Genomic DNA, 14768 nt, shown 5'->3' with positions numbered 1-14768 from the left:
CGTCCCGTCCTGGTGGCGGTACGCGGTCCCCTCCCTGGAGCCTCCCGATGATTCGCGCCCGCCCCCTGACTTCGGAGCACCCGGAGGACCTCATCCTGGCCTTCCGGCGGATGGGGCTGAAGGAGCCCACGCAACGGGCCCTGCTGGAGACGCTGCCATTCACTCGGCTCCTCCTCACCGGGTTGAGCCCCCAGGACGAGGCCTTCCTGCAGACGCTGTCGGAGGCGTTCCCCGAATGGCTTCCCGGGGGCGTCCACTCCCGTTCGGGGACGGGGCTGCTGACGGGGCGCGCCGAGCAGTTCCAGCGGCTGGTGACGGCTGCTCGCGCCGACGCCCGGGGTCTGTCCGCGTTGGCATCGGCGGTGGCGTCCGCGCTGGCCGCGGGCGTGGCGCCGGCGGTGCTGACGCTGGGCGAAAGGCGCTTCGAGTGGGGCGCCCGCACCTACGTCATGGGCGTGGTGAACGCGACGCCGGACAGCTTCTCGGATGGCGGGCGCCATGCCGGGACGGACGCCGCCATCGCCCACGGGTTGGCCCTGGCCGAGGCGGGGGCGGACCTGCTCGACGTGGGCGGCGAGTCCACCCGGCCCGGCTCCCTGCCGGTCAGCGCCGACGAGGAGTTGGCTCGGGTGATTCCCGTCATCGAGGGCCTGCGGGCCCGGACCGATGTGCCGCTTTCCGTGGACACCACCAAGGCCGCGGTGGCGCGCGAGGCGTTGAAGGCCGGTGCGCACCTCATCAATGACATCACCGGCTTCAGCTCCGATGCCGGCCTGCCCCGCGTGGTGGCCGAGGCCGGCGCCGCCTGCTGCCTGATGCACATCCAGGGCACTCCGGCCACGATGCAGCAGGCGCCGCGCTACGACGACGTCGTCGAGGACGTGCTGGCCTTCCTGGAGGCCGCCATCCTCCGGGCCGGGTCGGCGGGCATCCCCCGGGGGCGCATCCTCCTGGACCCCGGCATCGGCTTTGGGAAGACCTTCGAGCACAACCTCTTCCTGCTGCGCCGCCTCCCGGAGTTGCGCGTGCTGGGGCTGCCGCTGCTGGTGGGCACGAGCCGCAAGGGCTTCCTCGGCCGGTTGGCGGGCGGCAAGCCAGCCTCCGAACGGCTGGCGGCGACGTTGGGCTCAGTGGCCGTCATGGCGGCGCTGGGCGGGGCCGACGTGGTCCGCGTCCATGACGTGGCCGAGGCCCGGGACGCGCTGGCCGTCGCGGACGCCATCCGGCGGTGCGAAGATGGAGGAACGTTCTACGCCCGGTAACAAGGTGTGGCTTACAGCCCTCAAGCTGTGGCCGGAACCTTCACCTTCCGCTGGCCGCCCCCCGAGCCGCCGTGTATGGACGGCTGCGATTCGGTTGGTACTGATTTCGCAACCTCTTTTAGTCTGCGTCGGCCCGCATGCCTGGGTGGTTGCCCAGGGAGCAGTGGGTTCCTAACTTCGAGCCCGCGTGGTGGGCGGGGTATAAGCCCCGACGTCGAGAGGCCGGCGCAGGCCCGGCGTGGGAAAGGCGGAGCGGCACACATGGCGTACAGGATGAACATGCCTCCGAAGGAGGCGCAGGCTTCCCAGAAGCTGTTCGGCACGGATGGTGTTCGCGGGAAGGCGAACGTCTATCCCATGACTGCCGAGGTCGCGATGCAGCTCGGGCGGGCGCTCGCGTTCCTCATCCGCAACGGCCCCCACCGCCACCGCGTCATCGTGGGCAAGGACACGCGGCTGTCCGGCTACATGCTGGAGCAGGCGCTGGCCTCCGGCCTCACCTCCATGGGCGTGGACGTGGAGCTCGTCGGGCCGCTGCCGACCCCGGGCATCTCCAACATCACCACCTCCATGCGGGCGGATGCGGGCGCCGTCATCTCCGCGTCCCACAACCCTTACGAGGACAACGGCATCAAGTTCTTCTGGCGCGACGGCTTCAAGCTGCCGGACGAGACGGAAGGCAAGATTGAGGAGCTGGTGTCCAGCGGCTCCATCGACTCCATCCGTCCCACGGCCACGAAGATTGGCCGGGCCTTCCGCATGGAGGACGCGCGGGGCCGCTACATCGTCTTCCTGAAGGCCACCTTCCCGCGCGAGCTGACGCTGGAGGGGATGACCATCGTCGTCGACTGCGCCAACGGCGCGGCCTACAAGACGGCGCCCGCCGTGCTGGAGGAGCTGGGCGCCAAGGTGATTGCGCTCGGCGTTTCGCCGGACGGAAAGAACATCAACCACAAGTGTGGCGCCCTCTATCCGGAGAACCTGGCCAAGACGGTGGTGAAGCACGGCGCGCACCTGGGCATCGCCCTGGACGGTGACGCCGACCGCCTCATCGTCGTGGACGAGAAGGGCAAGGTCGTCGACGGCGACGCCATCATGGCCATCTGCACGGGCGAGCTGGTGGCCCGCAAGCAGCTGAAGAAGAAGATGTTGGTCTCCACGGTGATGAGCAACATCGGCCTGGAGCGCGCGGTGGCGCGCTGGGGCGTGAAGGTGGCTCGCACGCGCGTGGGTGACCGCTACGTCGTCGATGAGATGCGCCGCAATGGCTACAACCTGGGCGGCGAGCAGAGCGGCCACCTCATCTTCCTGGACCACACCACCACGGGTGACGGAACCCTGGCGGCGCTCCAGTTGCTGGCGGTGATGTGCCGGGCGGGCAAGCCCCTGAGCGAGCTGGCCTCCATCTTCGAGCCCGTGCCCCAGACGCTGGTCAACGTCGCCGTGAAGCAGAAGAAGGAGCTGGGCGAGCTCCCGACGGTGATGAAGGTCATCAAGAGCGTGGAGCAGCGGCTGGGCAACACCGGCCGGGTGCTGGTGCGCTTCTCCGGCACCGAGCCCAAGGCCCGCGTCCTCATCGAGGGCGAGGACGCCGCCCGCAACCAGGCCTACGCGAAGGAAATCGCGGACGCGCTGTCCAAGGCCCTCAGCGTCTGAGGGCCGCTGCGAACGGTGGTTGACTTCCGGACGCAGCCAGCGTGAAGAAGGACCGGCGCGCACCGGGGCCTTTCGACAATCCCATGGCCGCGCATGAGCGAGGTGCGGTCGATGGGACAGCGACTGGGTGTCAACGTGGACCATGTGGCGACGCTGCGTCAGGCGAGGCGCACCACGTATCCGGATCCGGTGACGGCCGCGGCGCTGGCGGAGCTTGCCGGCGCGCAACAAATCACCATCCACCTGCGCGAGGATCGGCGTCACATCCAGGACCGGGATTTGCGCATCCTCCGTGAAACGGTGCAGACGCTCCTGAACCTGGAGATGGCCGCCACCGCGGAGATGGTGAAGCTCGCCTACGAGCACAAGCCGGACGTGGTGACGCTGGTGCCCGAGCGCCGCGAGGAGCTCACCACGGAGGGCGGCCTGGAGGTCGCCAACCAGCGCGAGCACATCGCGAAGATCATCAAGAACCTGAAGGACGGCGAGATTGCCGTCTCGCTCTTCATCGACCCGGACCTGGACCAGGTGCGGGCAGCGCACAAGGTGAACGCGGACCGCATCGAGCTGCACACGGGCCGCTACTGCGAGGCGCGCAACGAGAAGGAGCGGGCCCGGGAGCTGGCGCGCATCATCGACGCGGCCAAGGCGGGCACCAAGCTGGGCCTGGGCGTGGCCGCGGGCCATGGGCTCAACTACGACAACGTGCACCCGATTGCCCGCATCTCCGAAATCGACGAGCTGAACATCGGGCACGCCATCGTCGGTCGCGCGGTGCTGGTGGGCTTCGAGCGGGCGGTGCGCGAGATGCTCGAAATCATGCGCAACCCGGGGTAGGGCGCCATGGGAATCCGCGGCCTGGGCCTGGACATCTGCTCCATCTCCCGCATCCAGCGCATCCTGGACGGGCCTCGCGCGGAGCCCTTCCTGAACCGCGTCTACACCGAGGCGGAGCGGGCCTTGTGCGGCCGGCGGAGTGACGCGGCCAGTGCCTATGCCGCGCGCTTCGCCGCCAAGGAGGCCCTGGTGAAGGCGCTGGGCGCCCCGCCGGGCATCCGCTGGAAGGACATGGAGGTCCGGCGGCAGGGCGGAGCGCCTTATTTCGCACTGTCCGGCGTGGCCCTGGAGGTCATGGAGGCGCGAGGGCTGGAGGCCTTCCTCGCGCTGACCCACGATGCGGACGTCGCCGCCGCCACGGTGGTGCTCCAGTCGAAGGGGGATTGAAGCCATGTTGCGCGTCCTCACCGCTGCCCAGATGCGTCAGGCCGAGCAGGCCGCCGAAGCCCGCCACGGCATGCCCTCCGCGTTGCTGATGGAGAATGCCGGGCGGGGGCTCGCGGAGGTGGCACGGGGGCTCGTCGGCTCGGGTGGGCGCTTCGTGGTGGTGTGTGGACCGGGCAACAATGGAGGGGACGGGTTGGTGGCCGCGCGCTTTCTCCGGGAAGGCGGCGCCTGCGTATCGGTGGTGATGGTGGGCGACGCCGCGAAGCTGACGCCCGAGGCGCGCCGGAACTTGGAGGCGGTGAAGGGCTTCGGTGTGACGCCGCGCACGCTGGAGGCCGTGGAGCCGGCCAGGCGCGGTGACGTGGTGGTGGACGCGCTCTTTGGCACGGGCTTGAGTCGTGCGCCCGCGGGGGCCTTCGCGGACGCCGTGTCGGCGATTCGCGGCTGGCGAGCAGCAGGGGCCAAGGTCGTGGCGGCGGATGTGCCGTCCGGGCTTCAGAGCGACACCGGAGCGGCTTTCTCGCCGTGTGTGGAGGCGGATGCCACCGTGGCGTTCGGCTTCCTCAAGCCGGGGCAGGTGCTGGAGCCAGGGGCCTCGCTGTGTGGCCGCGCGCACCGGGTGGACATCGGCATGGGGGGCGAGTCCTCGAGCGAGGTCTCCGGTCCCGAGCTCTTCGTGGTGGAGGAGCCGGACGCGCGCCGCACATTGCCGGCGAGGAAGGCGGACTCTCACAAGGGGACCTTTGGCCACGTGCTGGTGGTGGCGGGCAGCCGGGGAAAGACGGGGGCCGCGGCGCTGGTGGCGAAGGCGGCGCTGCGCTCCGGGGCGGGGCTCGTGACAGTGGCCGCTCGCGCGGATGCGCTGGACATCATCCAGGCGCATTCAGCGGAAATCATGGGCATCCCGCTGGAGGCTTCCGGGCCGCTGGGCATGGGTGACCTGGACGCGCTGGTGGCGGCGGCGGAGGGGAAGGATGCGCTCGTCATCGGGCCGGGGATTCCTCGGGGGCCAGAGACGGGGGCGCTGATTGGCGAGCTGTTGTCGCGCGTGGAGGTGCCCGCGGTGTTGGACGCGGACGCGCTCAATGCGGTGGCCACGGACCTGTCGGTGCTGCGCCGGGCGAAGGGGCCGGTGGTGATGACGCCGCACCCGGGAGAGATGGCCCGGCTGACGGGCAGGTCCACGAAGGAAGTCCAAGCGCACCGGCTGGATGTGGCGCGGCAGTTCTCCGTGGGCTTGAAGGTGACGCTCGTGCTGAAGGGAGACCGGACGCTGACGAGCGACGCGGACGGGCGCGTGTACCTCAACACTACGGGCAACCCAGGAATGGCGACGGGGGGCTCGGGGGATGTCCTGTCCGGGATTTGTGGCGCGTTCCTGGCTCAGTCGTTTCCAGTGCCCTCGGCCATCTGGACGGCGGTGTACGCGCACGGGCTCGCTGGAGATTTGGCGGCGGCGAAGCGCGGGCAACTGGGGTTGGTTGCAGGGGACATCGTGGAGCAGGGGCTGTGTGAGGTGTGGCTGCGGTGGGAACGATGAGCACGGAAGCGTCGGCCGCGCGTGTGCGGACGGTACGGCTGGAGTCTCCCGAGGAGACGCACCGGCTGGGTGTGCGCCTGGGCGAGTTGCTGGAGCCCGGTGACTTCGTGGGGCTGATTGGCGACCTGGGCGCGGGAAAGACGCACCTGGTGCGCGGAGTGGCGGCCGGGGCGAACGTTCCTCGCTCCGAGGTGGCGAGCCCCACGTTCGCGATTGTGTATCCGTATTCGGGACGCATCCCGCTGTACCACGCGGACCTGTACCGGCTGACGGACTACGACGACCTGTACGCCACGGGCTTCCTGGACCTGGAAGGCACCGAGAGCGCGATGCTGGTGGAGTGGTTGGACAAGATTCCGCAGGCCGCGCCGCGTGACTACCTGCGCGTCACGCTGAAGCACGCGGGCGGCGAGGCACGCGAGCTGACGGCGGAGGCGTTTGGTGTACGGCCCGCGGCGTTGCTTGACGCGTGGATGGGCTGACGCCCTCAGGCCACGATGGGCGACGTGGCCGGCTTCACGGCGGGGAAGAGGTCCGGACCCGCGAGCTCCGGCACGCGCCAGTGGTGGAAGACGAGGTTCGCGTCCACGCCGATGACGTCCTCCTCGGCCACTGGTGCCCAGTACGGCCCGCCACACAGCGACTCACTGGCCACGACGAGCTGCTCCAACTTCGTCCCTGGTGCCGGCAGCGTCGACACGTCGTCGCGCGACGGGCCCGTGGACACGAACAGCGTTCGGTTGCGCCGCGAGGCCACCATCAACTCGCCGTCGGACACGAGGAAGTTCATCGCCGAGCGGCCATCCTGTCCCGCGGCATCCGTGATGGCGGCCACCAACGACATCGTCTCCGCCAGCGCGCGCGCCACGGCCTCCACGGGGACCTTCCGGTCAATCGGATGGCGGGCACCCAGGCGGGTGAGGAACAGGTAGAAGCACCGCTCGCTGTCCGTGGTGCCCCGGATGTTCGTCCGCAGGCTCGGGCAGATGAGCGCTTCCACGGCAGCCCGGTGCTGCGCGAACTCCCGCAGCGTGCCGTTATGCACGAACGACCAGCGGCCATGCAGGAAGGGGTGCGAGTTGCGCAGCTCCACCGCGCCCACCGAGGCCAGGCGGATGTGCGCCACCACCGTGTGGGAGGACACCCGGCTGCTCACCCGCTCGAAGTCCGGGTCGCTGTGCGCGGGCCCCACACCGTGCGCCACCACCGGCGCCTGCTCGGCGCCGTAGGCCGCGATGCCCCATCCATCCTTGTGCTCGCGCGACTGGATGAGGAGCGAGTTCTTCTCCGTCACCAACGAAGGGTGCACCGCGGCGGGAATCGCTGAACGGAATCCAAAGAGTCGGCACATGGCTAGCAACGAATATTCTTAACGTCCGGCCCAGACGGATGTCGTTCCGTCTTTATCCACTCGGAGCCGCTGTGTCTCTGCGACGCCGGTTCACGCGCAACCTTCCATCTGCTGCCGGACAGCGATGCGTCCGGCCTTCACGACCACTCGCGCGTGCGCTACCCCTAGATGGTAGGGCAGGTGGCGGTACGAAGCACAGCTGAAGACCACCAGGTCGCCCGCGTCACCTACGGTCAGCCTTCCGTGCTGTTGCAGCCCCAAGGACATGGCCGCGCCACGGGTGGCTCCCCAATACGCCTCTGCCGCAGTAAGCCCGTTTTCCAGACACGCAAGTCCCAGCGCCAGTGCTGTGTTTTCACTCATGGCGGAACCGGGGTTGACGTTGGTGCCCAAAGCGATGTTGAGCCCCGCATCGCGGATGCGGCGTCCAGGCGCGTAGGGCCGCATGCGCAGGAACAGCGTGGAGGTGGGAACGAGCACCGCCGTGACGTTGGCGTCCGCCAGCGCCTTGAGTCCCGCGTCCGTCACCTGCTCCAGGTGGTCCGCCGTGGCGGCCCCCAGCTCCGCGGCGAGCTCGGAGGCACCACACGCGGTGAGCTGGTCCGCATGCAGCCGCGGCACCATCCCGAGTGCCCGGCCCGCGCTCAAGATGCGGCGCGCCTCGTCCACGGTGAAGGCGCTGTCTTCCACGAAAACGTCACAGAAGCGCGCCAGCCCCTCGCGCGCGACGGCGGGAAGAATCTCCTCGATGCACAGCCGCACGTAGTCCTCGCGCTTGCCGCGGTACTCCTCCGGCACGGCGTGCGCGCACAGCAGCGTGGGGACCAGCTCCAGCGGCGTTAGCGTCCCGAGCCGCCGCACCGCGCGCAGCATCTTCAGCTCCGTCGCCAGGTCGAGCCCGTAGCCGCTCTTCACCTCCGCCGTCGTGACGCCCTGCTCCAACAGGCGCTTCGTGCGGGGGAGGGCGAGCCGCACCAGCTCCTCCTCGCTCGCGGCCCGCGTGGCCCGCACCGTGCCGGCGATGCCACCGCCGGCCTTGGCAATCTCCAGGTAGGTGGCGCCCTGGTTGCGCAGGTCGAACTCCGCCGAGCGCTCACCGGCGAAGACGAGGTGCGTGTGGGGGTCCACGAAGCCGGGGCCCACGAAGCCACCCTGGGCGTCCACCACCTCGGTGCCAGGGCCCACCGCGCCCGTGGGGAGGCCGGCCTCGGGGCCCACGTAGGCGATGCGTCCTTCACGCACGCCCACCACCGCACCTGGGCGTGGGGTGAGGGCGTCCTCCGCGCGCTCGCGGTGCGAGCCTTCCACCGTCAGCACTTCGGAGGTGTTGCGCACCAGCAGGTCCAGCACGTCCATGGCTCAACGTCCTCCGCGTGCGCCCATGATGGGCACGTTCCAGCTCACACCCTTGCCAACCTTCGCGCGGCCAAACCCGCCCGACAGCTCGAAGTCGTTCTTTTCGCCCCAGGAGACGCGCGCCGCCACCACGCCGCCGTAATACAACGCTTGCTCGTTGCGCCCGTGTGACGCCACCGTGTGCCACGACGCGAAGGGCACCAGGCCAATGGACACGTTCTTCTCCGGCTGCATCGTGAGCGCGCACGACACCTCCGCGCCGAAGATGCTGCCCGGCCCGCCGCGCGGGGTGCCCAGCCCGAAATCACTGGCGCCTCGCAGCGACAACGCCGGGGCCAGGCCCAGCCGCTCCGAGCCCACGTAGTACGAGGCCCCGGCGTACAGCCCGTACCCGGGCAGCGGGATGGGCAGGAGGAACTCGCCCTGAAGCCCGGTGTGCAGATGCAGCCGCTCGGACACGGGCACCGTCAGGGCCGCGTCGAACGCCACGCCCCACTGCTGCGTGGAGAAGCTCGACTCGTTTCCCCGAAAGCTGTTTCCCGTTCCGACGCCGGCCTGCGTCCCCGCGATGGGCGCGCTCAGCCGGGGGCCGGAGCGCATGCCGACCTGCATGACGTTGCGGTCCGGCGCCCCGGGCCCCATCCGCATCACCATGGGGCCCATCGCCGTGGGGGCGCACCCCGCCAATCCCACGACGGCGGCGCCCCACAGTCCGACCCCTGCCGCGCACAAGCGCTTCACTGCGGCCTCCTGCTTCATCTTCAGGTGGTGATGCCGGGAATCTTCACGCCGCGCTCTTTCGCCACCTCGATGGCCTCCGGGTAGCCCGCGTCCGCGTGGCGCAGCACGCCCATGCCGGGGTCGCTGGTGAGCACGCGCTCGATGCGGCGCGCGGCCTCCGGCGTCCCGTCCGCGACGATGACCTGACCGGCGTGCAGCGAGTAGCCCATGCCCACGCCGCCGCCGTGGTGGAAGGACACCCACGAGGCGCCGTTCACCGCGTTCACCAGCGCGTTGAGGATGGGCCAGTCCGCCACCGCGTCCGTGCCGTCCTTCATCGCCTCCGTCTCGCGGTTGGGCGACGCCACCGAGCCGCAGTCCAGGTGGTCCCGGCCGATGACGATGGGCGCCTTCACCTCGCCCTTGCGCACCAGCTCGTTGAACGCGAGGCCCGCCTTGGCGCGCTCGCCATACCCCAGCCAGCAGATGCGCGAGGGCAGGCCCTGGAACGCCACGCGCTCCTCGGCCATGTTCAGCCAGCGCTGGAGCGAGGCCTTCTGGGGGAACAGCTCGCGCACTACGCGGTCGGTGACGCGGATGTCCTCCGGGTCACCGGAGAGCGCCACCCAGCGGAAGGGCCCCATGCCCTCGCAGAAGAGGGGGCGGATGTAGGCGGGGACGAAGCCGGGGAACTCGAAGGCGTTCTCCATGCCGCCCAGCTCCGCCTGGCCGCGCAGGTTGTTGCCGTAGTCGAAGACGTGGCTGCCGGCCTTCTGGAAGTCGTTCATCGCCTGCACGTGCATCATCATCGACTCGCGCGCGCGGCGGACGTACGTCTCCGGATCCCGCTGGCGCAGCTCGGCGGCGGCCTCCAGCGACAGGTCCGTGGGGATGTAGCCGTTGAGCGGGTCATGGGCGCTCGTCTGGTCCGTGACGAGGTCCGGCTTGATGCCGCGGCGGTACAGCTCGCGGAACACCGACGCCGCGTTGCCGATGACGGCGATGGAGCGGCCCACGCGCTTCTCCTGGGCGTCCTTCACCAGGGCCAGCGCTTCATCCAGGTCCTTGGCGACGACGTCCAGGTAGCGCGTCTCCACGCGGCGGCGAGCGCGCGTGGGGTCGATCTCCACGCCGAGGAACACTGCGTTGTTCATGGTGGCAGCCAGCGGCTGCGCGCCACCCATGCCACCCAGACCGCCGGAGAGGATGAGGCGGCCGGCCAGGTCGTCGGTGCCGAAGTGGAAGCGGCCGGCGGCGGCGAAGGTCTCGTAGGTGCCCTGGAGGATGCCCTGCGTGCCGATGTAGATCCACGAGCCCGCGGTCATCTGGCCGTACATCATCAGGCCCTTCTTCTCCAGCTCGTGGAAGTGCTCCCAGTTGGCCCAGCGGCCCACGAGGTTGGAGTTGGCGATGAGCACGCGCGGCGCGTCCGGGTGCGTGCGGAAGATGCCCACGGGCTTGCCGGACTGGACGAGCAGGGTCTCATCGTCGCCCAGGTTCTGGAGGCTCGACACGATGCGGTCGAAGGAGGGCCAGTCGCGGGCGGCCTTGCCGGTGCCGCCGTAGACGACGAGGTCCTCGGGGCGCTCGGCGACGTCCGGGTCGAGGTTGTTCATCAACATCCGGAGCGCGGCCTCCTGGACCCAGCCCTTGCAGGACAGGGTGGAACCGTGGGGGGCGCGGATGACGCGGGACATGAACGGACTCCTAGAGTGTGGCGGACGGAAAGGCCCGGCACACTACCTGAACCGGGGTGCTTCCGGGCCACCGCGATGTCCGCGTCGCGCCGCGTCGCGTCCGCCGCCTCACGAATGCAGTGTGTCGTCGTCGGCGTCCATGCCCGGAGTCTGGACGGGGCTGCGTGACGCGGGCCGGTCCACGACGCCGTCCTCGCGGTCGATGCGAATGTCGTTGATGACCTCCTTCACTCCCAGCACGTCCCGGGCGAGCGCTTCCGTCGCGTGCCGTTCATCCTGGCTGCGCACCACGCCGGCCAGCAGCACCACGCCGTCCCGCACGCGGATGTCCACGTCCTCGGCGTCCACCCAGCTCTGCATCAGCCGGTCGCAGAGGTCCGCCAGGATTCGCTCGCTGGAGCGCCGGTAGCCTCGCGGCGCGCGTCCCCGGGGAGGAGCCCTCACAGGGCCTTCGGGCCGGTAGCGCCCACCCGAGAAGCCACCTTGGCCCAGGTCGTGGTCGTCCGGCCGTGACGGACTGGTGGAGTACCCATCCCACGGTGGCGCCATGTTCTCCACACCGGGGCCATGGCCCGCGGGCTGTGTGCCCCCGTAGCGGACATCCGTTTCGGCCATGTGGCCGGCGGCGCGCCAGGGCCGGCCCCGGTCCATGCCGCCCGCTTCCCGTCGGCGGCGCTCGTGGGCGTCGTCGGCGCCTCGGTGGCCATGACGCCTCCCGCCGTGCCCCCGGCGCTCTGGCATCTCATGCCCGCCCCGGCGTCCTCCCTCCGTCCCCACGTCCTCCAGGACGCCGAGGTAGGGAGGCTCCAGGCGCCAGTCCTCCGCGACTTCGCGGAACGTGCCGCTGGGGCTGTAGCCGGGCCGTCTGGCGATGCGCTCCGGGTCGAAGTGCCGGGCGCGGCGGTCCAGCTCCCGGTCCAGGTCGAAGTCGCGGCCATACTCCCGGCCCTGGTCCAGGGCGCGCGCGGCGCGTCCGAAGTCCACGTCTTGTTGGTAGTCGCGTGTGTCCCGGTCCCTCGCCGCGTCCCGGAAGTGTCGCTCGCTGTCGAAGGAGCGTGGAAACGCCTCATCCTCGGAGGCCCAACCGCCTCGTCGATGGTGGCCCCGGTGCGGGCCGCCCCGTCGTCGCTCGACGCCGGCGTCGTCCCGCTCGAAGTCGCTCCTGCGTTCGGAGCCGCGTTCGTAAACGCGCTCATCATCCCTGGCGGGGGCGCGGGCCCAGGTGTCCCTCGGATGGGTGTGTTCGTCCTCCCAGCCCCTCGAGGACCGCTGCTCCCGCTCCCTGTCTCCCCATCGCCGGTCGTCATCGCGCCTGCCGTTCATCTGGATGGCCTCCTCTCGTTGAGCGTTCGCCCAGGGCCTGTCTCCTGACGTTCTGGACCGCGAGCGCTGCTGGCAACGCAGGCAGGCCCCGCCAGAGGCTCGGCCGGGCATGGGGGCCCCGGAGTGGCCGCTGTATGCCGGGGGGAGGCGCCCGTCGTTCCATGAGCATTCCCGCGCGGCCAGAGCGCGGTAGAGTCCACAGCCGCGACCGGCCAGCCAGCCAGCCGCGCGATGCCTGGAGGGAGTGCCATGGACGACGGGAGCCGGAACGCACAGGGGCCTGGCGCGCGAGCGTCGTCCGCGCTCACGAAGGCAACGCCCTGCGCCCAGCCTCCCGAGGAGGCCCGTGGCCCCTCCGTGGGGCCCGTCGCCACGGTGGCGGGCGGCATCCCCGCCGTCATCTCCGCCCTTCGGCACGTCTACGGTGAAATGGACGTGGTGCGCGGGACGAAGCTGCTGCTCAAGGTGAACCAGAAGGAGGGCTTCGACTGCCCCGGCTGCGCGTGGCCCGACCCGGGACACCGCTCCATGGCGGAGTTCTGTGAGAACGGCGCCAAGGCGGTGGCGGAAGAGGCCATGTCCGCGCGGGTGACGCCGGAGTTCTTCCGTCGATGGAGCGTGGTGGACCTCGCCCTCCAGACGGACCATTGGCTGGGCAAGCAGGGCCGGCTGACGCACCCGATGGTGCTCCGCGAAGGCGCCACACACTACGAGCCCCTGTCCTGGGACGAAGCCTTCGCGCTGGTGGCCGAGGAGCTGAACGCGCTCGACACGCCAGACGCCGCGAGTTTCTACACCTCCGGGCGTACCAGCAACGAGGCGGCGTTCCTCTACCAGCTCTTCGTACGGCAGTTCGGCACCAACAACCTGCCGGACTGCTCGAACATGTGTCACGAGTCGAGCGGCTCCGCGCTCAACGAGACGGTGGGCATTGGCAAGGGCACTGTCACGCTGGAGGACTTCGACAAAGCGGATGCCATCTTCGTCATCGGGCAGAACCCGGGGACGAACCATCCGCGCATGTTGTCGTCGCTCGAGGCCGCCGCGCGACGGGGCTGCCAGATTGTCAGCATCAACCCGCTGCCGGAGACGGGGCTCAACCGCTTCAAGCACCCCCAGGACGTGCTGCACCTCATCGGGCCCGGAACGGCCCTCAACTCCCTGTTCGTTCAGGTCCGCATCAACGGCGACGCCGCGCTGCTGCAGGGCATTGCCAAGGCGCTGTTCGAGATGGAGGACGCGAACCCCGGCTCGGTGGTGGCCAAGGGCTTCATCGACGACAAGACGCTCGGCTTCGAGGCCTACGCGGCCCACATGCGCGCGGTGAAGTGGGAGGACGTGGAGGAGGGGAGTGGGGTACCGCGCGCGCAGGTGCTCGCGGCGGCGGAAATCCTCGCGCGCTCCGAGCGCACCATCTTCTGCTGGGCCATGGGGCTGACGCAGCACCGCAACGGCGTGGCGTGCATTCAGGAAATCGTCAACCTGACGCTGCTGCGCGGCGGTATCGGCAAGCCGGGCGCGGGCCTGTGCCCGGTGCGCGGTCACAGCAACGTGCAGGGCGACCGCACCATGGGCATCTGGGAGAAGCCGCCCGAGGCCCTGTTGACGGCGCTGTCCCGGGAGTTCAGGTTCGAGCCGCCGCGGCACCACGGCATGGACGTGGTGGACACGCTGCACGCCATGCACGACGGCCGGGTGAAGGTGTTCTTCGCGCTCGGTGGCAACTTCCTCTCCGCTACGCCGGACACGGAGTTCACCGCCGAGGCCCTGCGCCGCACGCGCCTCACCGTCCACGTGTCCACCAAGCTCAACCGCTCGCACCTGGTCCACGGACGGCGGGCGCTCATCCTGCCGTGCCTGGGCCGCACCGAGCGCGACGTGCAGGCCGGCGGGGCCCAGTTCGTCACCGTGGAGAACTCCATGGGCGTGGTGTCGTCTTCGCGGGGCTCGGTGGCGCCCGCGTCGGAGCACCTGCTCAGCGAGCCCGTCATCGTCGCCCGGCTGGCGACGGCGGTGCTGGGGGCGCGCTCTCGCGTGCCCTGGCTGTCGCTGGTGGAGGACTACGACCGCATCCGGGAGCAGATTTCGCGCGTCATCCCCGGCTTCGACGACTTCAATCGCCGCGTGCGGGAGCCGGGCGGCTTCGCGCTGCCGAACGGTCCGCGCGAGGGACGCTTCACCACGAAGAGTGGCAAGGCGCACTTCACGGTGCATGCGCTACAGCCCATTGCCCTGGAGCCAGGACAGCTCCTGATGATGACGATTCGCACGCATGACCAGTTCAACACCACGGTGTACGGGCTGGATGACCGCTACCGCGGCATCCGCAATGGCCGCCGGGTGGTGTTGCTGCATCCCGCCGACATGAAGGCGCAGGGGCTGGCGGCCGACCAGCTGGTCGACCTGCGGAGCCACTTCGAAGGCGAGACGCGGCTGGCGCGTGGCTTCCGCGTGGTGCCGTACAACATCCCGCGCAGGTGCGCGGCCACCTACTTCCCCGAGGCCAACGTCCTCGTCCCCGTGAACAGCTTCGCGGAGAAGAGCCGCACGCCCACGTCGAAGTCGGTGGTCATCAGCATCACCCCGGCCGGAGAACCGCGGGCCCTGCCCGCTGGCGCGGTGGCATGAGGCGCGTGAGA

Annotated in this window: 12 protein-coding genes; 7 read left to right on the top strand and 5 right to left on the bottom strand. The window is 70.1% G+C overall.

The annotated features are described in order from the left end of the window. Positions 1-47: 47 nt before the first annotated feature. The 6 genes from folP to tsaE all read left to right on the top strand — a co-directional run bounded on the left by folP (position 48) and on the right by tsaE (position 6164). Positions 48-1262 (top strand): dihydropteroate synthase, encoded by a 1215-nt coding sequence (gene folP, locus BLU09_RS18015; protein ID WP_090490773.1) that lies wholly within the window; start codon positions 48-50, stop codon positions 1260-1262. 261 nt (positions 1263-1523) lie between these two features. Further along, positions 1524-2918: a phosphoglucosamine mutase gene (glmM, locus tag BLU09_RS18010; RefSeq protein WP_090490772.1), complete on the top strand. Its 1395-nt coding sequence runs from the start codon at positions 1524-1526 to the stop codon at positions 2916-2918. Positions 2919-3029: 111 nt separating this feature from the next. Continuing rightward, positions 3030-3755, top strand: a complete 726-nt coding sequence (locus BLU09_RS18005) for a pyridoxine 5'-phosphate synthase (RefSeq protein ID WP_026113891.1) — start codon at positions 3030-3032, stop codon at positions 3753-3755. A 6-nt stretch (positions 3756-3761) separates the two neighbouring features. After that, positions 3762-4142, top strand: coding sequence for a holo-ACP synthase (acpS, locus tag BLU09_RS18000; protein ID WP_011554351.1), 381 nt, complete (start codon positions 3762-3764; stop codon positions 4140-4142). Between the two features lie 4 nt (positions 4143-4146). After that, the gene (locus BLU09_RS17995; RefSeq protein WP_090490771.1) at positions 4147-5682 is read left to right on the top strand and encodes an NAD(P)H-hydrate dehydratase; all 1536 of its coding nucleotides are present in this window, start codon (positions 4147-4149) and stop codon (positions 5680-5682) included. Further along, positions 5679-6164 carry a tRNA (adenosine(37)-N6)-threonylcarbamoyltransferase complex ATPase subunit type 1 TsaE gene (tsaE, locus tag BLU09_RS17990; protein WP_090490770.1) on the top strand — a complete coding sequence of 162 codons (486 nt, stop codon included), beginning with the start codon at positions 5679-5681 and terminating at the stop codon, positions 6162-6164. The genes BLU09_RS17995 and tsaE overlap by 4 nt, the downstream gene beginning before the upstream one ends. Positions 6165-6169: 5 nt before the next feature. Here tsaE and BLU09_RS17985 read toward each other — a convergent pair whose 3' ends face one another. From BLU09_RS17985 to BLU09_RS17965, 5 genes are all read right to left on the bottom strand, one after another. Further along, entirely contained in the window at positions 6170-7033 is an 864-nt protein-coding gene (locus BLU09_RS17985) for a class II glutamine amidotransferase (protein ID WP_090490769.1), read from the bottom strand. Positions 7034-7123: 90 nt separating this feature from the next. Next, positions 7124-8389 (bottom strand): imidazolonepropionase, encoded by a 1266-nt coding sequence (gene hutI / locus BLU09_RS17980; RefSeq protein ID WP_090490768.1) that lies wholly within the window; start codon positions 8387-8389, stop codon positions 7124-7126. Positions 8390-8392: 3 nt separating this feature from the next. After that, positions 8393-9148, bottom strand: coding sequence for a hypothetical protein (locus BLU09_RS17975; protein WP_090490767.1), 756 nt, complete (start codon positions 9146-9148; stop codon positions 8393-8395). A gap of 2 nt (positions 9149-9150) precedes the next feature. Continuing rightward, positions 9151-10806: a urocanate hydratase gene (hutU, locus tag BLU09_RS17970; RefSeq protein WP_011554344.1), complete on the bottom strand. Its 1656-nt coding sequence runs from the start codon at positions 10804-10806 to the stop codon at positions 9151-9153. Positions 10807-10914: 108 nt separating this feature from the next. Next, positions 10915-12129, bottom strand: a complete 1215-nt coding sequence (locus BLU09_RS17965) for a BON domain-containing protein (RefSeq protein ID WP_090490766.1) — start codon at positions 12127-12129, stop codon at positions 10915-10917. A 249-nt stretch (positions 12130-12378) separates the two neighbouring features. On the opposite strand from BLU09_RS17965, the gene BLU09_RS17960 reads away from it, so the two are divergent. Then, a complete protein-coding gene (locus BLU09_RS17960; protein ID WP_090490765.1) occupies positions 12379-14757 on the top strand; it encodes an FdhF/YdeP family oxidoreductase in 2379 nt (792 codons plus the stop codon). Positions 14758-14768: the final 11 nt, after the last annotated feature.

The organism is Myxococcus virescens, assembly GCF_900101905.1.
Lineage (GTDB): Bacteria > Myxococcota > Myxococcia > Myxococcales > Myxococcaceae > Myxococcus > Myxococcus virescens.
The sequence above is the reverse complement of the archived record's forward strand: the minus strand, read 5'-3'. Positions and strand labels throughout refer to the sequence as shown.